Annotated in this window: 23 protein-coding genes and 6 pseudogenes; 16 read left to right on the top strand and 13 right to left on the bottom strand. The window is 71.1% G+C overall.

Translation table 11 applies throughout. From position 1 onward, the window contains the following. Nucleotides 1-624: 624 nt before the first annotated feature. Nucleotides 625-1,005: pseudogene (locus KYY02_RS33925) on the bottom strand (transposase); the annotation flags it as partial. Between the two features lie 180 nt (nt 1,006-1,185). Between KYY02_RS33925 and KYY02_RS12645 the strand changes: the two are divergent. Together KYY02_RS12645 and fabG are read left to right on the top strand one after the other, a co-directional pair. Beyond that, nucleotides 1,186-1,904: pseudogene (locus KYY02_RS12645) on the top strand (IS6 family transposase); the annotation flags it as partial. Between the two features lie 258 nt (nt 1,905-2,162). After that, nucleotides 2,163-2,957, top strand: coding sequence for a 3-oxoacyl-ACP reductase FabG (gene fabG, locus KYY02_RS12640; protein ID WP_371238005.1), 795 nt, complete (start codon nt 2,163-2,165; stop codon nt 2,955-2,957). A gap of 394 nt (nt 2,958-3,351) precedes the next feature. On the opposite strand, the gene KYY02_RS12635 is transcribed toward fabG, so the two are convergent. From KYY02_RS12635 to KYY02_RS12625, 3 genes are all read right to left on the bottom strand, one after another. Further along, nucleotides 3,352-4,884 (bottom strand): carboxylesterase/lipase family protein, encoded by a 1,533-nt coding sequence (locus KYY02_RS12635; RefSeq protein WP_371238004.1) that lies wholly within the window; start codon nt 4,882-4,884, stop codon nt 3,352-3,354. A 201-nt stretch (nt 4,885-5,085) separates the two neighbouring features. Next, complete coding sequence (locus KYY02_RS12630) at nt 5,086-5,466, bottom strand: hypothetical protein (RefSeq protein ID WP_371238003.1); 381 nt, start codon at nt 5,464-5,466, stop codon at nt 5,086-5,088. Nucleotides 5,467-5,739: 273 nt separating this feature from the next. After that, entirely contained in the window at nt 5,740-6,117 is a 378-nt protein-coding gene (locus KYY02_RS12625; RefSeq protein WP_371238002.1) for a winged helix-turn-helix transcriptional regulator, read from the bottom strand. A 77-nt stretch (nt 6,118-6,194) separates the two neighbouring features. Here KYY02_RS12625 and KYY02_RS12620 point away from each other — a divergent pair, with 77 nt between their 5' ends. After that, on the top strand, nt 6,195-6,605 hold the full coding sequence (locus tag KYY02_RS12620) for a RidA family protein (RefSeq protein WP_371238001.1): 411 nt from the start codon (nt 6,195-6,197) through the stop codon (nt 6,603-6,605). 759 nt (nt 6,606-7,364) lie between these two features. Here KYY02_RS12620 and map read toward each other — a convergent pair. Then, a complete protein-coding gene (map, locus tag KYY02_RS12615; protein WP_371238000.1) occupies nt 7,365-8,147 on the bottom strand; it encodes a type I methionyl aminopeptidase in 783 nt (260 codons plus the stop codon). A 64-nt stretch (nt 8,148-8,211) separates the two neighbouring features. Here map and KYY02_RS12610 point away from each other — a divergent pair, with 64 nt between their 5' ends. Then, complete coding sequence (locus tag KYY02_RS12610; RefSeq protein WP_371237999.1) at nt 8,212-8,517, top strand: helix-turn-helix domain-containing protein; 306 nt, start codon at nt 8,212-8,214, stop codon at nt 8,515-8,517. A 24-nt stretch (nt 8,518-8,541) separates the two neighbouring features. On the opposite strand, the gene KYY02_RS12605 is transcribed toward KYY02_RS12610, so the two are convergent. Beyond that, nucleotides 8,542-8,715 carry a hypothetical protein gene (locus KYY02_RS12605; RefSeq protein WP_371237998.1) on the bottom strand — a complete coding sequence of 58 codons (174 nt, stop codon included), beginning with the start codon at nt 8,713-8,715 and terminating at the stop codon, nt 8,542-8,544. 523 nt (nt 8,716-9,238) lie between these two features. Between KYY02_RS12605 and KYY02_RS12600 the strand changes: the two are divergent. The 3 genes and pseudogenes from KYY02_RS12600 to KYY02_RS12590 form a co-directional block, all read left to right on the top strand. Continuing rightward, nucleotides 9,239-9,391: pseudogene (locus KYY02_RS12600) on the top strand (IS5/IS1182 family transposase); the annotation flags it as partial. A gap of 9 nt (nt 9,392-9,400) precedes the next feature. Then, a pseudogene (locus tag KYY02_RS12595) lies at nt 9,401-9,665 on the top strand (IS630 family transposase); the annotation flags it as partial. Between the two features lie 709 nt (nt 9,666-10,374). Beyond that, nucleotides 10,375-10,506: a hypothetical protein gene (locus tag KYY02_RS12590; protein ID WP_371237997.1), complete on the top strand. Its 132-nt coding sequence runs from the start codon at nt 10,375-10,377 to the stop codon at nt 10,504-10,506. Between the two features lie 253 nt (nt 10,507-10,759). Here KYY02_RS12590 and KYY02_RS12585 read toward each other — a convergent pair whose 3' ends face one another. Together KYY02_RS12585 and KYY02_RS12580 are read right to left on the bottom strand one after the other, a co-directional pair. Then, complete coding sequence (locus KYY02_RS12585) at nt 10,760-11,518, bottom strand: hypothetical protein (RefSeq protein WP_371237996.1); 759 nt, start codon at nt 11,516-11,518, stop codon at nt 10,760-10,762. A gap of 412 nt (nt 11,519-11,930) precedes the next feature. Next, the gene (locus tag KYY02_RS12580) at nt 11,931-12,551 is read right to left on the bottom strand and encodes a TetR/AcrR family transcriptional regulator (protein ID WP_371237995.1); all 621 of its coding nucleotides are present in this window, start codon (nt 12,549-12,551) and stop codon (nt 11,931-11,933) included. 147 nt (nt 12,552-12,698) lie between these two features. On the opposite strand from KYY02_RS12580, the gene KYY02_RS12575 reads away from it, so the two are divergent. Then, the gene (locus tag KYY02_RS12575; RefSeq protein ID WP_371237994.1) at nt 12,699-13,460 is read left to right on the top strand and encodes an SDR family NAD(P)-dependent oxidoreductase; all 762 of its coding nucleotides are present in this window, start codon (nt 12,699-12,701) and stop codon (nt 13,458-13,460) included. 61 nt (nt 13,461-13,521) lie between these two features. Here KYY02_RS12575 and KYY02_RS12570 read toward each other — a convergent pair whose 3' ends face one another. Further along, the gene (locus KYY02_RS12570) at nt 13,522-15,411 is read right to left on the bottom strand and encodes a flavin-containing monooxygenase (protein WP_371237993.1); all 1,890 of its coding nucleotides are present in this window, start codon (nt 15,409-15,411) and stop codon (nt 13,522-13,524) included. Nucleotides 15,412-15,581: 170 nt separating this feature from the next. Between KYY02_RS12570 and KYY02_RS12565 the strand changes: the two genes are divergently transcribed. After that, nucleotides 15,582-16,607, top strand: coding sequence for an SMP-30/gluconolactonase/LRE family protein (locus KYY02_RS12565; protein ID WP_371237992.1), 1,026 nt, complete (start codon nt 15,582-15,584; stop codon nt 16,605-16,607). On the opposite strand, the gene KYY02_RS12560 is transcribed toward KYY02_RS12565, so the two are convergent. Then, complete coding sequence (locus KYY02_RS12560) at nt 16,589-17,209, bottom strand: TetR family transcriptional regulator (protein ID WP_371237991.1); 621 nt, start codon at nt 17,207-17,209, stop codon at nt 16,589-16,591. The two genes, KYY02_RS12565 and KYY02_RS12560, sit on opposite strands and share 19 nt — an antisense overlap. 208 nt (nt 17,210-17,417) lie before the next feature. On the opposite strand from KYY02_RS12560, the pseudogene KYY02_RS12555 reads away from it, so the two are divergent. From KYY02_RS12555 to KYY02_RS12540, 3 genes and pseudogenes are all read left to right on the top strand, one after another. Continuing rightward, nucleotides 17,418-17,501, top strand: a pseudogene (locus KYY02_RS12555) (hypothetical protein); the annotation flags it as partial. 27 nt (nt 17,502-17,528) lie between these two features. Beyond that, nucleotides 17,529-17,900, top strand: a pseudogene (locus KYY02_RS12550) (transcriptional regulator); the annotation flags it as partial. Nucleotides 17,901-18,742: 842 nt separating this feature from the next. After that, nucleotides 18,743-19,312, top strand: coding sequence for a hypothetical protein (locus KYY02_RS12540; RefSeq protein WP_371237990.1), 570 nt, complete (start codon nt 18,743-18,745; stop codon nt 19,310-19,312). 393 nt (nt 19,313-19,705) lie between these two features. On the opposite strand, the gene KYY02_RS12535 is transcribed toward KYY02_RS12540, so the two are convergent. The 3 genes from KYY02_RS12535 to KYY02_RS12525 form a co-directional block, all read right to left on the bottom strand. Continuing rightward, on the bottom strand, nt 19,706-19,855 hold the full coding sequence (locus tag KYY02_RS12535; RefSeq protein ID WP_371237989.1) for a hypothetical protein: 150 nt from the start codon (nt 19,853-19,855) through the stop codon (nt 19,706-19,708). A gap of 377 nt (nt 19,856-20,232) precedes the next feature. Continuing rightward, on the bottom strand, nt 20,233-20,553 hold the full coding sequence (locus tag KYY02_RS12530; RefSeq protein WP_371237988.1) for a hypothetical protein: 321 nt from the start codon (nt 20,551-20,553) through the stop codon (nt 20,233-20,235). Further along, entirely contained in the window at nt 20,550-21,248 is a 699-nt protein-coding gene (locus KYY02_RS12525) for an AfsR/SARP family transcriptional regulator (protein ID WP_371237987.1), read from the bottom strand. The genes KYY02_RS12530 and KYY02_RS12525 overlap by 4 nt, the downstream gene beginning before the upstream one ends. A 309-nt stretch (nt 21,249-21,557) precedes the next feature. Here KYY02_RS12525 and KYY02_RS12520 point away from each other — a divergent pair, with 309 nt between their 5' ends. The 4 genes from KYY02_RS12520 to KYY02_RS12505 all read left to right on the top strand — a co-directional run bounded on the left by KYY02_RS12520 (nt 21,558) and on the right by KYY02_RS12505 (nt 25,590). After that, nucleotides 21,558-22,457, top strand: coding sequence for a manganese catalase (locus KYY02_RS12520; protein WP_371237986.1), 900 nt, complete (start codon nt 21,558-21,560; stop codon nt 22,455-22,457). 128 nt (nt 22,458-22,585) lie between these two features. Next, nucleotides 22,586-22,813 (top strand): hypothetical protein, encoded by a 228-nt coding sequence (locus KYY02_RS12515; protein ID WP_371237985.1) that lies wholly within the window; start codon nt 22,586-22,588, stop codon nt 22,811-22,813. Continuing rightward, nucleotides 22,806-24,086 (top strand): Nramp family divalent metal transporter, encoded by a 1,281-nt coding sequence (locus KYY02_RS12510; RefSeq protein ID WP_371237984.1) that lies wholly within the window; start codon nt 22,806-22,808, stop codon nt 24,084-24,086. Before KYY02_RS12515 ends, KYY02_RS12510 begins: the two co-directional genes overlap by 8 nt. 595 nt (nt 24,087-24,681) lie before the next feature. Further along, on the top strand, nt 24,682-25,590 hold the full coding sequence (locus KYY02_RS12505; protein ID WP_371237983.1) for an alpha/beta fold hydrolase: 909 nt from the start codon (nt 24,682-24,684) through the stop codon (nt 25,588-25,590). Nucleotides 25,591-25,600 lie beyond the last annotated feature (10 nt).

Raw genomic sequence — 25,600 nt, 5'->3', positions numbered from 1 at the left:
AACGCGCCGAAGGCGGCTCACCGCCGTCGGCCGGGTAAAGAGTGCCGCAGCCGGCCGGTGTATCCCATCCCAGAGAACTGGGGGTCCCGGGACAGGCTCACCGATCACCCAGCAGCAGTCCGAGCGGGCCGGGTGAAGGACATCGTGTTGCCCCATGACCGCCGGGGCCCACGGACGGCGGCCCGTCAGCTCTGCACCCGCCGTCAGCGTCCCCGCCGTCCTCCTGCGCCGAACCCGCCGGTTCGCCGGACTCCACCCGGCTCGCCGAACCGGCCACATCAGCAGCCGGCCGCCAGCGCCGACACCGTGCCTGTCAGACACAGCCCGACGAAGCCGGGATGGTGGGGGAACCGGGCGAGGCAGCCGGGGGACGAAACCGGCGGCGCTGCGCTCGTACCGGTGCGCACACGGACACCTGCCCCGAGGCAGGACGCCGTATGCGGGAACGCGGCAGGCGAGCGGGGCCCGCCCGGACGGCGCATGGCCGGCCTCCGCGGGAAGGGCCCGCAGCCCGCGGAGATCTCCCCGGACTGGAACCACTCGTGACCGCTGGACCGGCAACAGCGCTGCTGGGTGCTCACAGACCTGGTCGACGCCGACGGCAGCTACAGCCAAAGAACCTGGGCGTCCCCGGCTGATGGCCAGGGCGAGGAACACGCCGAGCGGGGAGCTCTTGATGCGTCCTGCGGTCACGGTGCACTGGCGCTGCACGCCCGCCGAGGCACGGCCCTTCACGAGGCCGGTCTCGTCCGTGATGAGCACCGCGCCGTCGGCGCCGAGGTGGCCGACGGCGTAGGCACTCAGGTGGTCGCGGACGGCATCGGCGTCCCAGCGGGCGTAGCGCACCAGGCGCTGCATCGACCCGGTCCGGGCGCGACCGGCCTGCTGCCGGCAGTTCTTGCGCTCGACACTCAGGAGCAGCCCGAGCAGATAGGCGCGGGCGGTCGCCCGGGGCTCGACTCGGCTGAACCGTACCGCGATCCGGGCCCTGGTCTGGTCGAACATCGCCCGTCGGCGGGCAGGGTCCACGCTGTGGCCCGCGGCCACCGCACGATCTTCAGGAGTCCATACCCCCGATGATCACGCGGCGGCCGTGCCCGTTCCCAGCCTGGTCCACCGCGAGATCGCGAAGTCAGACTGGAGCAGTCCGCGAGCCGGCGTGAATGGCTCCACTGATGATCGCCCGTGGCCAGCGTACTGCCGTCGTACAGGGGGAACCGGTACCCGGTCGAGGTGATCTCCCGCTGCGTGTGACTGTACCTCCGCTTCCCGCTCGGCTTCCGTGAGGTCGGGGAACTGGTGCTTCGGCGCGACGTCGTCGTCTCCTACCAGACCATCCGCCGCTGGCGCGCCAAGTTCGGCCAGGCTTACGCGAACGGACTGCGCCGCCGCTGGCTCCGGCCCGGGGGCATACGGCACGGGGACGAGGTCTGCATCAAGGTCCACGGTGAACAGAAAGATCTGTGGCGTGCCGTCGACGCCGACGGCACCGTGCTCGACGTCCTCGCGCAGAACCAGCGGGACAAGGCAGCCGCCACACGGTTCTTCCGCAGGCCGATGAGGAAGGCGGGTACGGTGCCGCGGGTGATCGTGACCGACAGGCTGCGCTCCTGCGGCGCCGGCCACCGCGAGGTCATGCCCTCGGCCGAGCACTGTCACAGGTGTTCGAACAACCGCGCCGACAACAGCCACCAGTCCACGCGGCAGCGGGAACGAGCAATGAAGGGCTCCCGCAGCGTGGGCGGGGCGCAGCGCAGCGGTTCCTGTCCGTGTTCAGCGGCATCTCACCGCATTTCCGGTCCCGTCGCCCTCTGATGACAGCCTCCGGCCACCGGGCCGAGGTGACCGTCCGCTTCGCGATCCGGGACCGGGCCACCGGCCCTGCCGGCCGGCCCGTCACGGCCTGGGCACAGGTCCGGACCGTGGGTCCACCGTGTCCCCGACACACCATCAGGAACTCACACAGCCGACAACGTGACAGTGCCCGTAGAACCCTTCGTCACGCGTTCACGCTGCCTTGCCGGCTGATGGCTGTCGCCTGCCCGAGCGTGTTCACGTGCTGGCTGGTCTCCGCCGTCCCGTCCGGGTCCGTCGCTAGCGTGACCAGGACAGCGGCCGGGTTTTCCCGGCCATGGGGAATCGCAGCGAAGGGAGCGAACGACATGACGTTCACATGCTGGGAGGACCGGTCCGTCATCGTGACCGGAGGTACGCGGGGGATCGGGCTCGGTATCGCCGGACTCTTCGCCCGGCAGGGCGCCTCCGTGTTGCTCACGGGCCGGAGCGAGGAAACGGCCCGCAAAGCGGCGGACGGGCTCGCCCAGGCCACCGGTGGGCGGGTCGCAGGCATGGGCGTGGACATGCGGCGGCCCGAAGAGATCGGGAGGATGGCAGTCGAAGCCGAACGTCGGTACGGAAGGATCGATGTGCTGTGCGCCAACGCCGGGATCTTCCCGGAACGTCCACTGCGCGAGCTGACCGCCGAGGACGTGGACGAGGTCCTGGACGTCAACCTCCGGGGCTCCATCCTGTCGGTGCGGGCCTGTCTGCCCGCGATGGAACGAGCGGGCCGCGGCCGGATCGTTCTGACCTCCTCGATCACCGGCCCGACGACTGGCTACGCGGGATGGTCCCACTACGGGGCCAGCAAGGCGGGACAGCTGGGTTTCCTACGCGGTGCGGCTCTGGAGTTGGCGCCGTACGGCATCACGGTCAATGCCGTCCTGCCCGGGAACGTTCACACGGAAGGACTGACCGGCCTCGGGCCGGACTACCTGCGCCGGATGACCGACTCCATCCCGCTGGGACGCCTCGGTGAGACCGCCGACATCGCACACGCCGTGCTCTTCCTCGCCTCCGATGAAGCCTCCTTCGTCACCGGCCAGTCCCTCACCGTCGACGGCGGTCAAACACTCCCCGAATCCCTGGACGCCTTCACTGTCCCCACCAGCCCCTGACCTCGGCCGGAGAACCGCCCGGCGCTCGGACCTGTCCCCTTCCGGCCGGACACGCACAGCCCGGCTCCTGGATACATCCCGGATCGCACCCCACGCCGGATACAGGGCCTCCTGGAGGCAGCGGCTCGGGACCGGGCCAGCTCACGAGATACCCAGCGCCACCGCGAGCGCCTCGTGCGGGGACCTGCCCCACTCGCACACGGACGCGCGGCGTCTGCGGGCCAGCAGTCCGTACGTGCCGCAGCCGACGGTCAGTGCGAGGACCGGACCGGTCCGTCGGCGCGGCTGGTCCTCTGCCCGTCCTTCGAAGCGTATGTACGCTTTGCGGTGACGGTACACGGAACACCGTGCGACAGCGGCCGCCTCACGGAGGCGCACATGCCTCCGTCGCCGCTCAGGCACCGCCGGGTACGGCCTCACGCAAGGTGTTCCACATCCGGCGCTGGTCCGCGGCAGGGTCCTCGAGCACGAGGGATGCCGCACCGTCGTTCAGGCGCATGACGGACCGTTGTCCGGCGTAGGCCGGCCAGTGCGGCAGCCCGCTCCCGGAAGCGCGGGTACCGGTGGGCCGTCCCGTACGGGCGAAGGAGATCCAGGCTTCCCGCACGCGGTCGGAGAGTTCGTGCGGGGCGTCGGGGCCGGCAAGGGGATGGGCGAGGGTGCCGAAGACGAAGCCGATCTCCACCATGTGGCATGCGCCGAGAGCACCGCCGAGAGCGGGCGATGGCCACGCGAACTCGTACACAAACGTCTCCGCTCCGTGCTCGGCGCGGACCTCGGCCACCCGGAGAGCTGGAATCCGGTAGGCGTAGTCGGTCATGGCCGCCGATAGCAGGTCGCCCGGGGTCGCGCCTGGATGCGCGTAGACCCGACGGGCCTCGGCGGGGTCGACGCCGAAACCGGCGAGGAAGCCGTGCAGCACCTCGTCGGTGATCCGTGGGCCGATTCCCAGCGGGACGAGGAAGAGGCGGAACTCGTCGCTCGTCGTGCCGGTGAGCAGATCGATGTCCCGGCTCGCTCCGCCGGCGAGGGCGTCGATCGGTCGCTGTGTCAGGGTGTCCCCGTCCACGACGGGCAGCACGGTGGTGCCGCCGCCTGCCGACTCGCCCCACTGGCCGGGATCGGTCGCCTGCGCGATCTCCCGTCCCAGGGCGGCGTCGGCGGCGATGAGCCGCTCGGGCGGCACCGCAGCCAGGCTCTCGCGTGTCGGCTCCACGCCCGCAAGGGCGGCCAACCGCTCGGTGACGCGCCGGGCGATGTGCTCGGGGTGGCTGTGGTGGCCTGCGCCGCTCTGCGTGATCGCCCGGCGGAACAGGCCCCGGGCCGACGGCATGGTCATGAGCGCGGTGATGCTGATGGCGCCGGCGGACTGGCCGAAGACGGTGACGTTGTCCGGGTCGCCGCCGAAGCCGACGATGTTGTCGCGGACCCATTCCAGCGCGGCGATCTGGTCGAGGAGGCCGAGGTTGGAGGAGCCGTCCGGCAGCAGGAGGAAGCCCTCTGCCCCGAGGCGGTAGTTCAGAGTGACGCAGACGACGCCGTCGGCGGCGAGCCGCGCGCCGTCGTAGGAGGGCAGGGCACCGGATCCGTTGCGGAACGCGCCGCCGTGGATCCACACCATGACCGGAAGCCGTCCTCCGGTGCGGCCCGGTGCGGGCGTCCACACGTTGAGGTTCAGGCAGTCCTCTCCCGACGCCGCCGCTTCCTCCAGCAGGCCGGCCATCGCGGGAAGGTACCCGGGCTGAGGCGCGCTGGGACCGGGGACGAACGCGTCACGCAATCCGGTCCAGGGCTGCGGCGGCTCGGGAGGCAACAGGCGTCGCGGACCGAACGGCGGTGCCGCGTAGGGGACACCCATGAAGGCTGCCACGTCCCCCTTCCACTGTCCGCGTATCCGGCCTGCCGAGGTGGGGACGGTGATGTGCATGGGGCCTCTCCGCGTGGTGCTCGTACCCGACCATCCTCACCTGCCTCCGAACGACAGGACAACTCAATTGTCCAGCGGCGCGACACAGTCGGTAGCACTCAGCGGGTCCGCCCCTGTCCGGTTCCCCGGGCAGCCGAGCGGGGCCGAGGCCGTCAGTGCGCGCAACGTGTCCTCCTGTGCGCCCCCTTCCTCCTGGGCTGGTCACCGGCGCCTGCGAGGTGCACCGTGCCAGCGCCGGCTCGTGCGCCGGGGCCGCTCAGCGCTGCCGATGCGTCCGGTGGCCCACAGCAGGGTCGACGAGGCGTCGTCGACGACGGGCACCTCAGGGAACAGCCGGAGGAGGGCCCGGTGGCTCAGGTCCTGCGGCGGGCTTCCGTCACGTTGGATCCCGTGGGCGATGTCGTAGGTGTGGACGAGTGTTTCGACGACTCCCATGGCCGCGAAGCCCTCCGGGTGCACGTACGCGAGGTCGGAGCGGGCCGCAGGCACGGCATCGGCCACACCACCCCGGAGAAGTGGAACCAGCACCGCCACCGCCGAGACCGCGACCGTCGCGGCGGCGGTCCGCCGCAGTCCGACCACGACATCCACCGCAGGCGCAACATCGTCGAGCGCCGCCGCCCGACTCAGTTGCTTCCGCGGCACCGCGACCGGGTATGACAAGGCCGCCACCTCCTACGAAGCAGCGGCCCCCCGCCCCTCGTTCCCGCTCTGGGCGGAATCAGTTCTGGGGGCGGACCTCAGCCCGTTCGCCGGGCGCCGAACCCCCGTGCCCGCCGCGGGTACTGGACGGCCTCAACCCGCTTCGCCGCGCCCCTTCTCCCGTCCCGGCCGGGCATCGGGGCAGGGAACGAGTCAGAGGTCGACCTCTTCCTGCTCCCGCGCGTCGAAGTCTTCGCGTGCGCGTTCGATGGCGGGCATGTTCTGTGAGGCCCATGCCAGCAGCACGTCGACGGGGTGCCGAAGGGTCTTGCCGAGGGGCGTGATCCGGTACCTGACCGCCACGGGACGGGTGGAGACCACCTCACGCTCGACCACGCCGTTGCGTTCGAGCCGCCGCAGTGTCGCGGTCAGCGACTTCTGCGTGACTCGGGGGATGCTCCGGCGCAGTTCGTTGAAGCGGCACGGGCGTTCGCAGAGCTCGTTGAGGACGCTGAGCGACCACTTGTCGAGGATCTGGTCGAGGAGTTCGCGGTGCGGGGCATCGAGGCGGAGTTCGTCGTCGGTATCCATGGCGGAACCTGGTCTCGTTGAAGTGTCTTCTTTCTACTAGGTAGCTTACAGATACCTACTGCGGAGGAGAGAGAACCATGGCTGTCCAGCACTTCACCCCGGAAGGCATGCTCCAGCCGACCCCTTACCACCACGTCGCCGTGGGCACCGGGACGAAGCACGTTCACGTCAGCGGCCAGATCGCACGCCGGGCCGACGGAACTCCGGTCGCACCCGGTGATCTGGCCGGGCAGGTCGCCCAGGCGCTGCGCAACACCTGCGTCGGACTGGCGGGCGCGGGTGCGTCGTTCGCGGATGTACTGCGCCTGACGTTCTACGTGACCCGGTGGAGCCCGGAGAAGATCGGCGACTTCATGGCCGGGGTGGAGGCCGTCGCCGACGAGATCGGGCTCCGGCTTCCCATGCCGCCGGCCTCCCTCATCGGCGTCGAGTACCTCTTCGAGCCGGACGTGCTCGTCGAGGTCGAAGCGACCGCGCTCCTCGGCTGATCCCTTCAGGCGAGCGCCTCCCGGACGCGCCTCGACACGGTGGCGCGGAAGGGGTGAGGGCGGTCGGCCCGCCACCAGCGGGCCGGACGGATCGGCCGCCCCGGCCGACCGTGCCCGTCGTGGCGCGTTCGCCGAACGCCTGCCGCAGCCGGAGGGCAGCACCCATCGGCGTGCCGGGGTCGCGCTCGTTCTGCACCGTGCTCGGGCCCGGCGGTGGACGGCGTTCTCCGCTTCCTCCATGGGCTGGGGCGGGTCCGACCTCGTCGTTTACGGTGCGGGATGAGCAGGCCGGTGCCTCGGCCGCCGCCGTCGGCGATGGCGCCACGGCGGGCCCGGCCGACGCCGGACTCGGACACCGTTTCCTGCGGTACTGATGAGTCGTTGGACAGTTCACGGTGGGCTTGGTCGAGCGACTGGTGCCGGATGGCCAAGGAGGTCACCGAGCGGGCTGCACGGCTCCTCGTCGGGAACGACTGCGCCACGTACGTGTCGGCACCGCGGAGGCTGTCGAGCCTGTCCCGGGCCTCGAGCGGCGACATCAGCGGACCCACCGCGGGCGGGCCGCCACCTCCTGGAAGCCCCCGCGGTCCGGAAGGCCGGTGGCCGGCCAGGACCTCGCCATCGCGCGGGGGCTGTTCGGTGCGCAAGCGGCGATCAGCTCGAACACGGTGACCTGTTGGTTCAAGGCGGCCGGGGACAGTCGAGGGCCGACTGCGCCTGGCAGCCGGGGCTGCTGACGCGGCAGCGGTGTGGGCTCCCCTACGGTCGTGCCTGCGTGGGCAGGGTGAGAATTTCGGCTCCGTTGTCGGTGACGGCGATGGTGTGCTCGCTGTGCGCGGTCCGGCAGCCCGTCGCACTGCGCAGCGTCCAACCGTCAGCGTCGGTGACGAGTGCGGCGGTGTCGACCATGGCCCAGGGCTCCAGGGCGAGCAGCAGTCCAGGGCGCAGCTTGTATCCGCGGCCGGGCCGTCCGGTGTTCGGGACGTGCGGGTCCTGGTGCATGGTCGAGCCGATGCCGTGGCCTCCGAAATCGGTGTTGATCGGGTAGCCCGCCTCACTGAGGACCGTGCCGATGGCGTGGGAGAGGTCGCCGATGCGCGCCCCGGGTTCGGCGGCGGCGATGCCGGCGGCGAGCGCACGCTCGGTCGTCTCGATCAACGCGACACTCTCCGCCGGCCTGGCCTTGCCCACCAGAAAGCTGATCGCGGCGTCCGCGGCCACCCCGCCCCTGGCTACGGCGAGATCGAGAGTCAGCAGATCTCCGTCTGCCAGCGTGTAGTCGCGAGGCCGCCCATGGAGCACTCCGTCGTTGACGGCCGTGCAGACGTAGTGCCCGAACGGACCGCGCCCGAAGGAAGGCGCATAGTCGACGTAGCAGGACTGCGCTCCCGCCTCGGTGATCATCTCCTTGGCCCACTGGTCGATGTCCAGCAGGTTCGTCCCTGCCGTACTGCGCTGCTTCAGCGTGTGCAGGATGTCTCCGACCAGGGCGCCGGTGCCCCTCGCCCGCTCGAGCCGCGCGGAGTTCAGGATCTCGATCATGGTGGCCTCTCACGTATGTCCAATAACTATCCCGGTTTAACTATACCGGTATTAGAATGAGGTCATGGTCAGGTTGCCGCTCACCCCCGCCGAGGTAGAACGCGGACAGCGCCTCGGCGCTCTGCTCCGCCGAGCCCGGGGCTGCCGTTCGATACTGGACGTGGCGCTCGCTTCGCACATCTCGCCGGAAACCCTGCGGAAGATCGAATCCGGCCGTGTGGCCACCCCCGCCTTTCCGACCATCGCAGCGATCGCCGACACTCTCGGCTTGTCCCTCGACGCCGTCTGGGCCGAGATCAGCCGGGCGGAGCGAACCGTCGAGGATCAGTCGGCCATGCCTGCCACACGGCATCCGTCGCTGGTTTCGTAGCACCACACTCGGAGAGTCAGCGGTTCACTGACCGCGCTGCGCCGGTACACCTGCGTACACGCCGATCAGTTCGGCGGCCGCACCGACCTGGCCGCCCGCCGGCTCCGTCGCTTCCCTGCCCGAAAGGCGCGAGCGCCCACCGGAGTCGATCGAATGCTTGGTGAACACCAAGCCGTCCATGTCTACCGCCGAGGCCATGTCCCCTGGAGTGGCGTACCGACGGCCATGAGGCTGCTTCCTTGGTGTGAGCCCCCTGACAATAGGGCTCGACGTCCAAGAAGGGGTGTTCAGGTGGGACGCCGGCCCCGTACCCGGAAGAGTTCAGGAAGGATGCCGTCGCGCTGTACCGCGCGGCGGGTGGGAAGCGCCCGCATGCGGCGGTGGCCGCCGAACCCGGGGTCATCGGGGAGACAGCGCGGACCTGGATCCGCGGAGGCCCCGCTCCGCAGGCGCCTCAACACCATGGGCCCGACGACGGCGAGAGCCCGGCCAGGGATCCGGCCCGGGAACGCCCGGCCATGCGGCCGGGGTGGCGCCGTTTTCCCCGCCCGCCAGGGTCGCCTGGGCGCCCTGCATCGTCCTCGGACGCGCCGGACCGGCGGATCACCGCCGCCGGATCGGCTCCCGGCGACGTCGCCCGACCGCCTGTCGGACAGCCCGCTCCGTGGAAGCGCGAGGCCAGGACGTCGTCCTGTTTGGAGTGTCGGGCGTTCCGCACCGTGTGGTGGTGGTCGAGCGCTTGGTGCCGGACGAGTCGTGGGAGCTGTTCCAGCGGGTGGTGCCACCTGCTCCATCGCGGCCGCAGGGCGGCGGTCGGCGCCGGTACGGAGATCGTGAGGTGCTGGCCGCGATCGCTCTCGTGGCCACGACGGGCCACATCTGACATGCGCACTTCACCCTGACCGGCTCCTCCTGGATCAACCAGGTCGAGCGGTGGTTCGGCCTGCTGACCGACAAGCTCATCCGCCGCGGCGTCCCACACCTCGGTGAAGGCGCTGGAGGACGACATCAGGGCCTGGATCGACTCCTGGAACGAGAACCCGCGGCCCTTCACCTGGACCAAGACCGCCGACGAGATCCTCAAATCTCTCGCCGACCACCTCACCAAGGTCGCTCCGCCAGCCACGGATAATCGGCGAGAGACTTAAGCCCGAGATTTCCGGCGCATGACACTAGGCGGTCGCGGTGGAGATAACCGGATCCCGTCGTGAGCTGGGACAACGTCCCGCTCCTGCGCGGGCGCGCCAGCAGATCCTGGTGGAAGCAGCCCAGTTTGCGCCGTTGCGTACCACGTCCACACCTTCGGGCACGGATGGGCCACGAGGCATGCTCGACCAGCTCATGAGGGACATCGAGGGTGGCACGACACCGGACCGGGCGAGGCTCCTCGGACGAAGCGTGGTGCGTGGAGAGCACCACCGCAACGACCAGGAGCCTCGTCTCGTCACATCACTCCACTGACCTGCATCATCACCCCTGCAGGACAGGATGGGAACGGTTCAGCGAACCCACAGTTCCCAGTACGGGGCGTTCCAACGGCACTGGAACTCCCGGTACAGGCTCTCGTCGAGGTAGGCCTTCCCTTCCACCTGGCAAGTGTGGTGACTCCTCCACCCGCTGGTCAGGTGGAAGGCGTCGGGGTCGGCGGCGGACGCCGAGCCCGCGGTCAGTGGAATGGTGACAGCTGCGATACCGACTACGGCAGCGGCGGCGATACGAGAACGCCAAGACCTCATACACGTCTCCTTGTGGACCGAGGTGAGCCCTATCGGTCGACCGTCGGCCAGGGCCAGGGGCGACCTGCAGCGGGCAGGGCGGCCACCGCTGCGACGAGAACCCCCTTGGCTGCCATGCTTCATGGTTGTTCCCCCTCTCCGGGGCGAGCCGGCCGCCTACCGGCGGATCTTCTACCGCAAAGGCGGGGACGTCTGGATCCGCGTGCTGGAGCTGCGCGATGGCAGCCGTCACGACAACAGGGGGACCGAGTAGTCCCGGAACTCTCCCCTTCCAGGGTGTCACCGTGGTGGGCCAGAGGGAGCACTCCTGTGCTCCCTCTGGCCCACGCCCCCCGGGGGCAGGTCCACGGCGGTACGTGCCGGGCGACGCGGGGCTCGTCAGAGGCGCCCTCGTCCAGGGACACGGCCGACTCGCCCGTCGCTGGCTCGCCGTCGGCCTGTGCTCCGTCGGGCTGCCGGGCAGGGGCCGCTGCGCGAGGGCGCGCCGCCGTTCCCACAGGTTTGGATCAGGCCAGTGTGCTCTCCTCCACGTTCTCCATGCGGCCGTACAGAACCTGTTCGTTGACTTCGAGTTCGTTGATCAGTCTGAGGCAGGTGCTGATGCCGTTGCCGACCAGCTCGTCGGTGATTTCACCGTATTCGACCTGGTAGACGGTGTTGGCCGCACGGTCGTCGTCAGAGGTGCCGTGCGGGTCGCGCCAGGTGCCGTGGGCACCGATCTCGGTCGCCGCCTGAAGCACACAAGCGACGGTGTAGGCCTTCGCCCGCGGCAAGGTCAGCGTCAGCAGTTCCCGCTCCACGCGTTCCAGGTGCACTCCGATGCCCTCGTCCCCGAACAACAGGGCATACAGGACGTCCTTGGCCTGGCACAGCAGTTCCTCCCCCTCTGCCGAGCGATGTTCCCTGCCGATCACCGGCCCGCCCTTCGGTGGTGGGTCGAGCAGGAGCCCCCGGCCGCTCAGTTTCTCCCGCGTCATGGGGCGGTGATCGTCCACCCAACGGCGCAGGACCGTACGGTCGAGCGACAGGGCACGCACACGTGCCAGACGGGCGGCCCGCTCGTCCTCCGTCTCCTCCGGCCGGAACGGTTGCTGCCCGTCCCGGGGGGCCGGCAGCGACGGGGACAGGGACAGGTTGAGAAGCTGTTCCACCAGCCAGTCATGCGACCGATCGGCGAGAGCGCACCGCACCCGGTCCCGTAGTTCCTCATCCATCTCACGCCGCACCCGGCCCACAAGCCTGGTGACGTCATCCTCATAAGTCATGCCACCGGACCGTACGACCACAAGGAACGACGGTTGGCGAGTTACCTGTACTGCCAGCCCAAAGAGTGAACCGGGAGCGGCTCACTCCCCTCGGAATCCGGGCCGGTCACTCGTCTGCGCCTCGACCCGCCAACGTGTTCGGAGTGCCGCCTCGCGCAGTGAGCGGCAGGGAGGGTACGGACCGGCCGGCAGGCCACAGCCTGCGGCTGTCCCCTCGTGGTGCCGGGCGTCCGCCCTCCGGGACACGGACGCATCAGGCGAAGACGTAGGCGCCGATGCCCGTGACCGCCGTCCCGGGACCACCGCGCACGCGCTGCCTTCCCGCTGGAAGCAGCTGCCGGCCACATGCCCTCGGCAGGCTGACCGCGTCCTTCGGAAGCCGCGGGAGCAGAGCGGCGGCATGCCTCGGCGTTCAGGTGAGGCCGGCCGCCGTGATGGCCAGGGCCGTACGCAGGGTCGCCGCGAGGTCGGCTCGGGCGGTCGCGGGGCCCGGCTCGGCCACCCGGTAGGCGTGGTGTTCGACGGCCGCGCGCAGCGCGGCGTTGAACATGGCGGCCCAGACGGCCGGCCGTACGTCGTCGGCGGGCAGTCCGGCCCGCTCGGCGAGGGCGCGCGCGAAGGCCGGTTCCGCCTCGTCGTGGGTCTGCAGCCAGACCGCGCGCAACCCCGGCTCGGTCCGGGTCAGCCGCAGCAGGGCACCCACGTCCGGGCCGGGCAGGACCGTGTCGGTGTTCCATACGTGACCGAAGGCTTCCTGGAGGGACTCGCCCGGACGCCACTGTCGCAGCGTGGTGGCGATCGTGTCGATGCCGGACGAGAAGAGCGGTCGCACGCAGCTCTCCTTGGTGGGGAAGTACCGCCACACCGTTCTCGCCGAGACGCCGACCGCCTGCCCGATCTGCTCCCCCGTCGTCGCGGCGACGCCCTGGGCGATGAACAGGTCGACCGCGGCGCGGGCGACCTCCAGCCGGAAGGCGGCCTTGCGTTCCTCGGTCAGGGGCGGCCGCCCCGTTCGTCCGCGGGCTGCGGTCATCTGCTCCTCCGGTGCCGGTGATCGATGTCATGCGTATTCTCCGGCTTCTCCAGCACGACTTTATGTCAGTCAGAGACGCAAATTGATAGGGTGCCGGCTCTGTGTGACACAAGTCCGCAGCACAGCACTTCTTGGACGGAGCATTTCATGAACGGCGATCCGAACGGACGCAGCGTGATCGTCACCGGAGCGGGATCGGGCATAGGTCGTGCGGCCGCGCTCGCCTTCGCCGCCCAGGGCGACCGCGTCGTGGTGGCGGACCTCAACGCCGAGGGGGCCGACGCGGTCGTCAAGGAGATCGAGCAGGCGGGCGGCGGCGCCGTGGCCGTCACGGGTGACCTGAGCGAGCAGGCCGTCGTGGACCGGGTGACCGCGACGGCGGTGGAGCGGTTCGGCGGCGTGGACGTCCTGGTGAACAACGCCGGGATCATGGACAGCATGTCGGCCCCGGCCGACGTGAGCGACGCCGAGTGGGAGCGGGTCATCAGGGTCAACCTCACCGCACCCTTTCTCCTCGCCCGCGCCGTACTGCCGCACATGCTGACCGCGGGCCGCGGCGCCATCGTGAACACCGCCTCCGAGGCCTCCCTGCGCGGCAGCGCGGCAGGCGCCGCCTACACGGCCTCCAAGCACGGCGTGGTGGGCCTGACGAAGTCGCTGGCGGTGATGTACCGCAGGAACGGCATCCGCGCCAACGCCGTCTGCCCGGGCGGCACCGCCACCGCCATCTCGGTGGAAGCCGACCGCACGGCGCACGGCCCGGCGGCGCTCGGCCCGCACTTCGTCAACCTCGGCCGCGTGTCGCAGCCGGAGGAGCAGGCGGCCGCGATCCTGTTCCTCGCCTCGGACGCCGCGAGCAACATCAACGGCGCGGTCCTGCCCGTCGACGACGGCTGGTCCGCCGTCTGACACGGTGCCGGTCACACCTACCGAGGTGCCGCGTCACCGCGTCGCGGGCGCGCGCGGCACCTCACTCGATGACGGCCCGCCCCTCGGACGGGACGCGGACGGCAGTGGCAGGGTCCCGCACCACACCGCGTTGCGGTCCGTGACCCTGGCCGGCGGCCTTCCCGAACACGAGAACGTCGTCCACGCACTCCTCGCGCCAGCGCTTGAGGAGATCGTGGAAAGCGAACGCTCCATGGGGATAGGCGATCGGCGCGTTCGGTCGGCCGCGGCCCTCACCGTTGTAGTACCCGGGGGTGCACTCGGCGTGGAACCACTCGTGGTCGGGAGCGTCCTCGGTCATGGCCGCGAGCCAGGCGTCCTCGGCCTCCCGGGACGGTTCGATGACGGCGCCCCTGGCTTCGGCGGCCGCGACGAGCGCTGCGGCGTGCACGGCGTGCTCGTCGAGCACGTGCGTGTAGTTGACGCTGCTCGCGCTCTGCGTGGCTCCCAGCTGGATCAGGTTCGGGAAGCCGTTGCGGGTGAACCCGTGCAGGGATCGCGGCCCCTGCTCCGCCAGGGCGTGCAGCAGCCGGACGCCGCCCCGGCCGTTGACGGGCAGTCTGCCGGAATGGACGCCGGAGACCCCGACGGCGAACCCGGTGGCGAAGACCAGGCAGTCGAGTTCGTACTCGGTGCCGCCGACCACGACGCCGTGCTCGGTCATCCGCTCGATGCCGTGCGTGTCCGCGGTGTCGACCAGGGTGACGTTGTCGCGGTTGAACGCCTGCAGGTAGGTGTCGGAGAACGTGGGGCGCTTGCACGCGTACCGGTACCAGGGCTTGAGCTTCTCCGCCGTGTCCGCGTCGGCGACGATCCGCTCGACGCGGGCGCGGATCTCGTTCATCTTGACGGCGTCCGCGACCTCGTAGGCCGCTTCGAAGGCCTGTCGGTCCGCCGGGCGGCGGAAGCTCGGCAGGAGCTTCTCCAGCAGACCGGCCGACGCGGTCCACTGGTCCGCCACGAGGTCCTCTTCGACGGGTTCGCCGGAGGTGATGCGCAGGAAGTTGTCGCGGCGCTCGCGCGCCCAGCCGTCGTGGCCGGCGCCGACGTCCCGGGCGGTGGTGCGGCGGTTGGCGCGCACGTCCACGGTGGAGGGGGTGCGCTGGAAGACGTAGAGGTGCCCGGCGTCCTCGGCCAGCTTCGGGACGACCTGGATGCCGGTGGCGCCGGTGCCGACGACACCCACACGCTTGTCCGCGAGGCCGGTGAGACCGCCGTCCGGGGTGCCGCCGGTGTAGCCGTAGTCCCAGCGCGAGGTGTGGAAGGTGTGTCCCTTGAAGTTCTCGATGCCGGGGATGCCGGGGAGCTTGAGCTCGGACATGGTGCCGGTCGCCGTGACCACGTAGGTGGCCCGGAACCTGTCGCCCCGATCGGTCGTGACGATCCACGCCTGCGAGGTCTCGTCCCAGGTCAAGGACGTGGCCGCCGTGGAGAACAGAGCGTCCGCGTAGAGGCCGAACTTCTTCGCGATCCGCACCGCGTGGCGGCGGATCTCCTCTCCGGGGGCGTACTTCCACTCCGGGACGTACCCGGTCTCGTCGAGCATCGGCAGGTACACGTGCGACTCGATGTCGCAGTGGATGCCCGGGTACCGGTTCCAGTACCAGGTCCCTCCGAAGTCACCGCCCTTCTCCAGGATGCGGACCCGCTCGATGCCCTGCCTGCGCAACCGCGCGCCCGCCAGGATGCCACCGAATCCGCCGCCGATGACCGCGACGTCCACCCTGTCCCGCAAGGGTTCCCGATCGCCCGTCTCCCGTGCGTACGGGTCCTCGGCGTAGTAGCCGAACTCGGCGTCGGCGGCAAGGTACTGCCGGCTGCCGTCGGGGCGCACGCGCCGCTCCCGTTCGAGGCGGTAGCGCCGCCTGAGCCCGGCCAGTTCCTCGGAGGACAACGCTTCCGGGTTCGTCATGTGGGGCCTCGATTCTTCCGGTTCACTGCCAGGAAACCGATCCGTCCGCCAACTGGCTTTGCAGTAAACAAACTTGGACGGTCATGCACTACCGTAGCAAGTACCGGACAACACTGTCCGGTTGGGGCGGAGAAAGCTTCCGCACATCTCGGACAGGAAGAGTGACCCCCATGCAACGACTCCCGGCCCGATCCCTCTCCGGGCTCGCCGCGATCGCCCTGCTGGCCCTCACCGGATGCGGCGCGGACACCGGCGGCGCCGGTGCGGACCCCGCGACCGCCGCCGGCGCGGACAGGACCATCCGCGCCCAGAAGGTCATGCAGCTGACGAAGGTGCACCCCGAGACCGGCATGACCCTGCTGGAGGGCCCGGTCTTCGACTCGGACGGCAACCTGCTCGTCGTCGACGTCACCGCGCCGGCCGGCGAGCCCAAGGTGCTGCAGGTCGACGTGCGGAGGAAGACGTCGCGTCAGCTGCACACCGATGACCGCGGCACCTACACCTCGGCCCAGTTCAGCCCCTACGACGGACGCGTCTACCTGACCGACTTCTCCCACGGCGAGATCGTCAGCCTGGCCCCCGACGGCGGTGACCCCCGGACCTTCTTCTCGGGAGAGGTCGACGGAGCACCGATGAACCCCGACGACCTCGCTTTCGACCGGGACGGCAACCTGTACGTCAGCGACTCTCGCGGCATGTCCGAAGGCGAGGCGAAGGGGCGCGTGGTGCGGATCGACCGCGAGGGGAAGAACGCCGCCGTCCTGGCGGACGAACTGGCGGCGCCGAACGGCATCTCGTTCGACACGGGGTACCGCGGACTGTGGGTCAGCGAGCTCACGCAGAACCGTGTGTCCTACCTCCTGCTCGACGGCAGGGGCGGCATCGCCTCCCAGCACACCGCCATCCGGGTGGACGGCGGGATCGCGCAGACGGACTCGATCGCCGTGGACGCGGACGGCAACCTCTACCAGGCCCTTCACGGCCGTCCCGCCATGGTGGTCTACGACCGGCACGGCGAACGCCTGGCGACCATCGAGGTCCCGGCCCGCGCCGCCGAGGGGCTCGAATCGGCGACCAACGTGGCCATCACGCCCGGAGGCACCAAGGCGTACATGACCGTCAGCGGCCCGGCCGGAGGGTATCTGTACACCTTCGGCGCGCTGGCGGACGGCGTCCGTCAGTCCAACGGCGGCTGACCGCCCTCTTCGCCGTCAAAGGGTCGCACCGGCCCCACTTCGACACCCAGCAGTCGCCACGCGGCGAGTGCCCGGTGTTCCCGCAGCTCACGAGTGGGACCGGTGACGGCACCCGAGACCATGGCGACAGCGATCATGAGATCGTCCTTCGTCGCGGCCAGCCGGTGGTCGTCCGGCAGATGCGCCCGCAGGGCCCGCTCGACCCGTCCGGAGAGCGCCGAAGCGTACGCGGGGATGCCGGACCCGCCGGCCGCCCCATCGGCGTGCAGGATGTTGATGAGGGCTGCCGACCGGGTCTGGTGCCAGGTCAGCACACCGAGGACGCTGGCGATGTCCGCGCCCGGCGCCGCCGCTGCTCGCTCGATCCGACCGACGTTCTCGTCCAGAACGGCGGTGGCGACGGCGGCCCGGTCGGGAAAGTGCCGGTACAGGACGCCCTGCCCCACTCCGGCCCGGCGCGCGATCGCCGACAACGGGGCATCGAGGCCGCACTCCGCGTAAATCTCTCGCGCGGCGGCAATGAGGGCGGCCCGATTACGAGCGGAAACCCGGCGTCCGTCGTTCGCGGGCCGCCGCTCGTCGGATACGGGTCGCTGAGTCACCCCGAGAGGGTATCGCCCGACGACGGCATGTCCCCCTCATTCGGCTCAGTCGTTCCCGCGTCCGCTGCTGTGCGGCGCGCGTCCCGACGCGTCCACACAGGTGATCGCTCCGCGTCGGCGGCACCCACGGCCCGGGCTGTCGTGAACGCGGCTTGCACGCCACATTGGCAGGGGTACCGGACAGGAGGTGTCCTCCACTGCGGGGACCATGGATCCCATGCAGAAGGCGTCCTCCCGGTCGCTCGCACTGCTCTCGCTGCTCCGGACCCACCGTGACTGGTCCGGCGGGGATCTCGCCGGGCGTCTGGACGTCACCTCGCGCACCGTGCGCCGTGCCATCGACCGGCCCCGCACACCCGCCGGCCCCCGCTTCACCCCGCGCGAACACCCCGGCGGCGACGTCCCCACTTTCATCACCGGCCGGTCCCGCGGCAACGACGGCACCACCGACTGGCCCTGCCGAGGCGAAGTCATCCTCCACCTCCCGGCCGCCGACGCCGCCCCCTTCGTCCAGGACGGAACCGTCGAGGACCCCGGTCCCCGCCCCTGCCGGCTCACCCTCGGCTCCTGGTCCTGGACCGGACTCGCCACCGCCCTCGGTCACCTCGACACCGACATCGAGGTCATCGGCCCACCACAACTGGCCACGGCGTTCGCGGACCTCGCCGCCCGCTACGCCCGCGCTGTTGCGCCCCGGCCCACGCGGAGTCGGGACGCCGGGCCGGCGTCCCCGCGCAGGCGAAGGGCGGGCTCCTCGACACGGGAAGCCTCTGGTTCGCAGGTCCGCACACCGTCGAGAACGAATGGCACCTGCGGTTCCGGGACGTCTCCGGCCCCGGCCATCCGCGCATGGGCGACATGCTCGAGGACACGGCGCTGCGCCAGGGCGCGATGCACGACCCGGGCGGCTTCGTGTCGCAGGGGCCGGCGCGCCGGTGAGTGCGGGGGCCGCTCAGCCGCAGGACGTGCTCAGTCAGTGAGCGGCGCAGCCGACGAGTGACGGTGTCCAAGGCGAGGACGGCGGTGCCGGGGCGGTCCTCGTCGACGTCGACGGCTTGCTGCAGACAGTCACGGGCGGTGGCGAAGGCCTGCGTCAGGGTGGGACGATCGGGTACGTCGGCGAGATGGCACATGGCGAGTCCGTAGGCGACCTCGCCATGGACAGCGGTGCGGGAGAAGCGCTGCGGGGCGGTGGGCAGGTCGCTGTCTCACCAGTGCTCGTAGGCGGTGCTCAGAGGCGGACGACGCGGCGGGCGCACGCACCGACGGCGGGCGGTCTCGTGGGAGACGCCGACCCGCGCCGGAGCATGAGCTCCTCGACCTCACGGAAGCCGAGCCGGAATCGGTGGTGCGGCCCCACACAGTGGGAGATCACCTCGACCGGGTACCGGTGCCGCCGTACGACGGCGACGTGCTCTCCACGGATGAACCATCCGGGTCAGCCGTGCTGGCGGTGAGGGACGGGCCCGGCGAGGGTGAAGAGAGCGCGACACCTCGTCAGCCCGTACCGCTTACTTCCCGAGGAGCACGATCATGTCCGGACGCAACACGCTCATCCGCAGCTTGCACGACGTGGGACTGGCCGCCTGGTTCGGCGGCTCCCTGATGGGCGCGGTGGGACTCAACGGGGCGGCGGAGTACGAGGGCTCCACGGTCGCCGCCAGGGCCCGGATCGCTTCGGTGGGGTGGGCGAAGTGGGTGCCGGTCAACGCCGCCGCCATCGGGGCGCACCTGTTCGGCGGTGGCGGCCTGCTCATCGTGAACGCCCACCGGATCAGGACCCAGCGCGGCGTGGGCGCCTCCACCACGGCCAAGACCGCGGTCACGGCAGCGGCTCTGGCCGCCACCGCCTACGCGCGTGTCCTCGGCAAGAAGGTCGAACTGGCCTCCTCCTCCGATCCCGAGGACAACCAGAAGGCGGACCGGCACCCCATCGACATGGAGAAGGCGCAGCGCCAGCTCGCCTGCGCGCAGTGGGCGGTGCCGGCCCTCACCGGATGCCTCGTCGTCCTCAACGCCCTCCACGGCGAACAGCAGCGGCCCATGGAACAGCTCCACGGCATGTGGGAGCACGCCCGCTCCGTGACTCCGCTCGTCCCGTAAGCGATCGCACCACCCCTTCTTCGGGGCCACGAGGCCCGAGGACGAAACGCCTCGCTCGGGGGCGGAGCAACCATGGCGGGGGCTGCGGGTCCCGGGATGCGGACGCTTTCCAGCTCTCCCGGCCGACGGCCGGCCGACCGGCCCCGGTGTTCGTCCGTCGTCACACGGCGCCCGTAGGGGCCGCCATGCCCGTGTTCCAGGAAGCGTGGCGAGCTGTGGTGCGCGCCGTCACGGGCAGCTCCTGGTCCTGCCGGACCAGGGGCTGCCCGTCCCGCCGGAACACGGTCCCCGCTCCGGCGCCGGGAGGGAGTCGAGGGCCGCAGTACCGGCGCACACCCACGCCACCGGGACAACGGCGGTCGTCCGCACCACCGCTGTCGCTTTCCCCAGGTCTCAGGCGGTGCCGAGGTCATGGGCTTCGCCGTCGCGCCACTCCCACCCGCCGCGGATCGTCCGCAGCAGCGTCCGGGGCGGCGATGCGACGCCTTCGAGGAAGACGATCAGGTCGTGGTCGCCATGGGCGGTGCCGAGCATCCCGTCCATGGCGGCGCACGGTGCCTCTCCGGCTGCCCGTGCGGGAAGACCGGTGCACGACGACCGGCACGCCGGCCGCACTCCCCCGGCCTGCTCCCACCGGCGTTGTGAGGCGAGTCGAGGGTCGGCCGGGCCGGAAGGCGGGGGCCGAGTCCCGGCCGGGGCGGGCGCGGCGGCGCCGGACTGCGCAGGGACAGGACGAGCCGCTTCCTTCACGCTGGAACGCATGGGCCGCGGTCGCGTGTGCAGGAAGCCGGCCGGCGAAGGCGCGGTCCGGTTCAGCGGACGGGCCGGGGACGACCTGCTTCTCGGCGCTCGCCGCCCCGTCGGCACGGCGTCGGTACTGCGGGTACGTGTCGGCGACGGCAGGTTCTGCCGGACAGGCTTCAACCGGGCCCCTGCCCCGTGGTGCCGGGCAGGTCAGGGCCGTGGCCGTTGTCGGGGCGCGTGCCGGGGACGGCACCGCTGTCGGCGCGGTGGACGATCAGCCAGGTGCGTACGGCCGCGCAGATCTGTTCCGTGCCTGCGGCGGTGGCCCAGGTGGCGGGGTGGGGACGGTCTGCGTCGAGGAGCCGGGCGCACAGGGTGGCGTCACTGCGGCGCCAGACGCGGACGATGAGGGTCGCGATCGGTTCGTCGGATGCGTCGGGACCGTCTGGGGCTGGTCCCGAGGCCGGCGGCGGGGGAAGACTTGCTGCGGCGTTCATGTCTGCTGTTGTGCCAGGGGGGCATCACCGGTGCGTGACGACGCGTCGACCGGGCGGCCCAGGACATCGGCGAGGAGATGGCGGAAGCGGGGGGAGGGCGACAGGCCGAGTTCGTCGCGCAGCAGGTGCCGGTAGAGATCGTACTGGCGCAGGGCTTCGAAGCTGTTGCCGTCGGCGAGGTGTACGGCGGCGACCATGCGGTGGGCGCTTTCGCGCAGGGGTTCGCAGGCGACGGCGGACATGGCCGCTTCCAGGGCGTCGTCGAGGCGCCCGGCCCGGCAGTGGCGGGCGGCCAGGCGTTCCAGGGTGCGCAGCCGGAGCTGGCGCAGCCATTCACGGGAGGCCAGGAGCCAGTCGTCGTTCCAGTCCGGAAGGAGATCGTGGCACAGGTCGTCGGGTGTGGGCAGCTCGGTGGGGCCGACCTCGTCGAGAGAGGTGACGGTGGCGGCCTGACGCTCCAGATGGCGGGTGTCGACCGAGACGGTGCCGGCCAGGGCGAGGGCACCTGCCGGGTGCTCGACCAGCGGCCCGTACGCGGTGCGGGGCAGACGGTGAAGGGTGGAGCGCAGGCAGGCCGCGGCATGGGCGTCGTCGATGTCGGGCCACAGGGTGTGAGCGGTCCGGGTGCGGGGCGCGGGATCGTGCTGGAGGGCGAGGTAGGCGAGGAGCCGCTGGCAGGCCGGGGGCGGATGCACGGGCCGAGAGCCCGTCCGGAAGGTGAAGGCGCCCAGAAGGTGCAGGTGCGAAGTGCCGTCCGTCCGGGAGTCGGCCGAGGGTGGTGTGAGGGGAGTCATAGGTTCTCCGGCGCCGCAGGTTGCCGGGGCCGCACTGCGCAGTGGCGGCTGATGTCCAGGGCCGGGTAACCGTCCCGGGGCATCGCGAACGGGTCGTGTACGGGTGGTGCGGGGCCGGTGACGACGGCGGTGACGCGACGGTGACGAGGCGTTGGTCGACTGCTGGTGGCGCCAGCGAGGCGCCCGGCAACCGCCCGAGGAGGAACACCGATGTTCCGTCATACCAGCCAGCTGCAGTTCCAGTCGACGCCCGAGAAGCCAGATCCCGTCTACGCGCGCAAGCTCCAGGAACTGATCGGCGGCGCCTACGGCGAGATGACCGTGACGATGCAGTACCTGTTCCAGGGCTGGAACTGCCGGATGCCCGGCAAGTACCGCGATCTGATCATGGACACCGCCACCGAGGAGATCGGTCACGTCGAGATGATCGCCACCATGGTGGCCCGCCTGCTGGAAGGCGCGCCCGCCACCGCCACGACCAAGATGGCGCAGGGCGATCCGGTCGTCGGCGCCGTGCTGGGCGGCATGGACCCGCAACAGGCGATCATCGCCGGCGGCGGGCCGCTGCCGGCCGACAGCAACGGCTATCCCTGGAACGGCCGCTACATCGTGGCGAGCGGAAACCTGCTGGCCGACTTCCAGGCCAACGCCGCCGCCGAAGCCCAGGGCCGTCTCCAGGCCGCCCGGTTGTACAACATGACGGACGACCCTGGCGTGAGGGCGATGCTGAAGTACAACCTCGCCCGCGACAGCGTCCACCAGCAGCAGTGGATGGCGGCCATCGAGGAGCTCCGGGCCGACGGTCTCGAGCCGACCCCGATCGCGCCGAACGCGCTGTTCGAGGAAGAGGAGTCCGGCGACGCCTACGCCATCTGGCACCTGTCCGACGGCACCGCGTCCGCCGACGGCCGCTGGGTCGGCGCACCGCTGCCCGGGGGCGAGCAGATCGGCTTCCTGGAGGACCCGGCCGCGCAGGGCGACCTGGCGTCCACGCCGCCGCCCGACCCGAAGCTGTACGCCACCTACGACGGCAGCCGCGGCGACCCCAAGGGGCCCGCCATGGGCACCGAGGCGGGCCCGGTCGGCAAGCTCAAGGACAAACTGACCTGATCACATCAGTCGGCGGGGAACGCTGCCGCACCGCCCGCAGCGTTCCCGCTGCCGTGCCTCCTGCGCCCTTCCGTCCTGCCCGGCGCACCGCCGTCTTCCCTGTCCGGCCCACCGCCGACGGAGCCGTCATGACCACCACCGCAGCCAAGCCCCATGCGCGGCCGGCCCACCCCCTGATCCTGCGGCCCGGCGCCTGTCTCCTGCTGACCCTCACCGTCGTGACGGCCACGGTCGCCGCGGCGTACGGCGCAACCGGACACCGGGTGCTCGCCGCCGTACTCGCAGCCGCCACTCTTGCGCGGCTGGCGGTCCGCCGTCACCGGCGCACCGCCGACGCGGGCCGCCGCCATGGCTGACGCCCTGGAGACCCGCGCCGCGACCGCAGCCTCCCCGGCCGAGGTCGTCCGGCGTCCCACGGTTCCGCCACGCTGGCTGAAGTGGACCGCGGTCTTCGGTCCGGCCTTCGTGGTCTCCATGGCCTACGTCGACCCGGGCAACTTCGCCACCAACACCGCGGCCGGGGCCCGCTACGGCTACCTGCTGCTGTGGGTCATCGCCGCCGCCAACGTCGTCGCCATGTTCGTGCAGTACCTGTCCTGCAAACTCGGCACCGCCACCGGCCGCAGCATGCCCGAACTGTGCCGCGAACGGTGCCCGCGCACCGTCAACGCCTTCCTGTGGCTCCAGGCGGAAGCAGTGGCCATCGCCACCGACCTGGCCGAACTCATCGGGGGGGCCATCGCGCTCAACCTCCTGTTCGGCGTCCCGCTGCTGCCCGGAGTGCTCATCACCGCCGCGATCGCCCTGCTCCTGCTGCTGTTGGCCCCCCAGGGCCGGCACCGCTTCGAAACCGTTCTGGCCGGCCTGCTGCTGGTCATCCTCGCCGGTTTCCTCTACCAGGCATGGCAGGCCGGACCGACCGCCGACGCCGCCACCGGCCTCGTCCCCCGCTTCGACGGCGGCGACAGCCTCCTGCTGGCCACCGGCATCATCGGCGCCACGGTCATGCCCCATGTGGTCTACCTCCACTCCGCCCTCACCCGCCACCACAGCCGCCACGACGGCCAGGCCCGGGTCCGGCGCACCGCCTTGCGCCGGGGCCGCCGCGAGATCGTCGTCGCGCTGGCCTTCGCGGGAGCGGCCAACATGGCCATGCTGGTCGTCGCGGCCGCCGCCTTCCAGCACGCCACCGCAGGCGTCGACACCCTCCACGACGCCCACGCCGGACTGCGCGCCGCACTCGGCCCCGGCGTGGCCACCGCCTTCGCCCTGGCCCTCCTGGCCTCCGGACTGGCCTCCTCCAGCGTCGGCACCTACGCAGGCCAGATCATCATGGAGGGCTTCCTGCGCCGCCGCATCCCCCTCGCGCTGCGCCGCGCCGCCACCCTCGTTCCGGCCATGGGCCTGCTGCTGGCCGGCCTCGAACCCACCCGCGCCCTGGTTCTCAGCCAGGTGGCCCTCTCCTTCGGCATCCCCTTCGCCCTGATCCCCCTGATCTACTTCACCTCCCGCCGCAGCCTGATGGGCCCCCTGGTCAACCGGCCCCTCACCACCGTCCTCGCCACCCTCGCCGCCGCCCTCATCAGCGGCCTCAACCTCTTCCTCCTCGCTCAGCCCTTGCTGACCTGACAACCCCGGGCTCGCCCCGTCCGCAGAGGTGCCCCGGTCATCCCCCGGCGCGGCACGGTCCACGGTGCGGGGTCCCGTCGGCCCGGGTGACCGCTGATCGAGCCGCTCTCGCCGGAGCCGGTGAGCACATCTGCCGCCGCTCCGCTCGAGTGCCTCCGGACCGACAACGGCTTCCGCGCCAGTGATGCGTCAGTGAGCCGAACGTCCGGGCAGAGGTCAGGAGCCCATGGTGTTGCGCCAGGCCCCCTCACAGCAGCAGTGACGAGTTTCCGAACGGCACAGGGTCGGTCGGCAGCCGGGGGTTCTCCCGGAAGATCTCCTCGGCCCGGTGGTAGGAGAGCCGGGCACGGCCGGCCCCCGGGCACACGTCGGGCGTCGGCGTTCCAGCCGGGCCTTGCGGTCGGTGGGAACAGCGGGCCGCAGGCGCGACGGGCGATCCGGCGGGGCAGGAGCCGGGCGGTGCCGGGCTGCCGGCGGATCGACTCCGTCACCCCGCCCTTGGCGGCGGTCCTGCCGCGAACGGATCCTCACCTCGCCGGGCCCCCTGTGGGAAAAGCAGTTGCACCGGCTGTCTTCTTACGGACAGGGTGCGGTGGTGACCGGAACAGAGATCGAACTTCCCGTCGTGGACGGTGTCCTGTCCGGTGTGGACTTCGGCGGCCACGGCAAGGGCGTGCTGCTTGTCCACGGCAGCGGACACAACGCCGCGGCCTGGACGGATGTGGCGTCCCTCCTGGTGAGCGAGTGCCATCCGATCGCTCTCGACCTGCGTGGCCACGGGCAGACCCGGCTCGACTCCACCGGTCCCGAGCAGTACTGGCGGGACCTCGACAGCGCCATCACTGCGCTGGCCTGGGACCGTCCCGTGCTGGTGGGCCACTCCACCGGCGGGTACGCGGTGACGGCCGCCACCGCCAGCGGACTCCTGGAACCGGCCGCCCTCTGTGTCGTGGACGGCGTGGTGCTCGGTGATCGTGACGCGTCACTCGCCGAGCATGCCGACGTGCGGACCACCGAGGCGGCGGACCGCTTGCGGAGGATGTTCCGCTACGGCTGGAAAGCCGACGACGACCAGGTACGTGCCTACGTCGAGCAGTGCGTGCGGGAGGCCGGAGGGGACCGGCTCAACGCGGGAGCACGGCCCGGACTCGTCGAGGAGGTCACACGGCGCTCCTTCCTGCGCCGCGGCCACGGGTGGGTACGGCGGCCGACCATCGAGGAGGTCGCGACCGTCACCGCCGTGGAGCCCGACGCGGAAGTCTTCCCGGCCGTCGACGTGTACGACCGCCTCACCTGTCCGATGACGATCGTGCTGGCCGAGGATGGCTTTCACGCCTCACGGCGCGACGAGGTGCGTGCCGTCGTCGACGCCGTCCCCGGCCGCCGGCTGATCGACATCAGCTCGAACCACAACATCCCCATGACCCGGCCCGCCGACCTCGCCGCGATCGTCCTCGACCTGGTGCGGGACCGGGCTGCGACATCGGACGGGCCCATCGACTGACCCCACCTCT

The organism is Streptomyces pimonensis (assembly GCF_041380215.1).
GTDB classification, from domain to species: domain Bacteria; phylum Actinomycetota; class Actinomycetes; order Streptomycetales; family Streptomycetaceae; genus Streptomyces; species Streptomyces pimonensis.
The sequence above is the reverse complement of the archived record's forward strand: the minus strand, read 5'-3'. Positions and strand labels throughout refer to the sequence as shown.

Bases quoted from the DNA above. Each gene is read 5' to 3' on its own strand.
- fabG (WP_371238005.1), top strand. From the start codon at position 2,163: ATGACGTTCACATGCTGGGAGGACCGGTCCGTCATCGTGACCGGAGGT.
- KYY02_RS12635 (WP_371238004.1), bottom strand. From the start codon at position 4,884: ATGCACATCACCGTCCCCACCTCGGCAGGCCGGATACGCGGACAGTGG.
- KYY02_RS12625 (WP_371238002.1), bottom strand. From the start codon at position 6,117: ATGGATACCGACGACGAACTCCGCCTCGATGCCCCGCACCGCGAACTC.
- KYY02_RS12620 (WP_371238001.1), top strand. From the start codon at position 6,195: ATGGCTGTCCAGCACTTCACCCCGGAAGGCATGCTCCAGCCGACCCCT.
- map (WP_371238000.1), bottom strand. From the start codon at position 8,147: ATGATCGAGATCCTGAACTCCGCGCGGCTCGAGCGGGCGAGGGGCACC.
- KYY02_RS12610 (WP_371237999.1), top strand. From the start codon at position 8,212: ATGGTCAGGTTGCCGCTCACCCCCGCCGAGGTAGAACGCGGACAGCGC.
- KYY02_RS12605 (WP_371237998.1), bottom strand. From the start codon at position 8,715: ATGGCCTCGGCGGTAGACATGGACGGCTTGGTGTTCACCAAGCATTCG.
- KYY02_RS12590 (WP_371237997.1), top strand. From the start codon at position 10,375: ATGGTTGTTCCCCCTCTCCGGGGCGAGCCGGCCGCCTACCGGCGGATC.
- KYY02_RS12585 (WP_371237996.1), bottom strand. From the start codon at position 11,518: ATGACTTATGAGGATGACGTCACCAGGCTTGTGGGCCGGGTGCGGCGT.
- KYY02_RS12580 (WP_371237995.1), bottom strand. From the start codon at position 12,551: ATGACCGCAGCCCGCGGACGAACGGGGCGGCCGCCCCTGACCGAGGAA.
- KYY02_RS12575 (WP_371237994.1), top strand. From the start codon at position 12,699: ATGAACGGCGATCCGAACGGACGCAGCGTGATCGTCACCGGAGCGGGA.
- KYY02_RS12570 (WP_371237993.1), bottom strand. From the start codon at position 15,411: ATGACGAACCCGGAAGCGTTGTCCTCCGAGGAACTGGCCGGGCTCAGG.
- KYY02_RS12565 (WP_371237992.1), top strand. From the start codon at position 15,582: ATGCAACGACTCCCGGCCCGATCCCTCTCCGGGCTCGCCGCGATCGCC.
- KYY02_RS12540 (WP_371237990.1), top strand. From the start codon at position 18,743: ATGTCCGGACGCAACACGCTCATCCGCAGCTTGCACGACGTGGGACTG.
- KYY02_RS12535 (WP_371237989.1), bottom strand. From the start codon at position 19,855: ATGGACGGGATGCTCGGCACCGCCCATGGCGACCACGACCTGATCGTC.
- KYY02_RS12530 (WP_371237988.1), bottom strand. From the start codon at position 20,553: ATGAACGCCGCAGCAAGTCTTCCCCCGCCGCCGGCCTCGGGACCAGCC.
- KYY02_RS12520 (WP_371237986.1), top strand. From the start codon at position 21,558: ATGTTCCGTCATACCAGCCAGCTGCAGTTCCAGTCGACGCCCGAGAAG.
- KYY02_RS12515 (WP_371237985.1), top strand. From the start codon at position 22,586: ATGACCACCACCGCAGCCAAGCCCCATGCGCGGCCGGCCCACCCCCTG.
- KYY02_RS12510 (WP_371237984.1), top strand. From the start codon at position 22,806: ATGGCTGACGCCCTGGAGACCCGCGCCGCGACCGCAGCCTCCCCGGCC.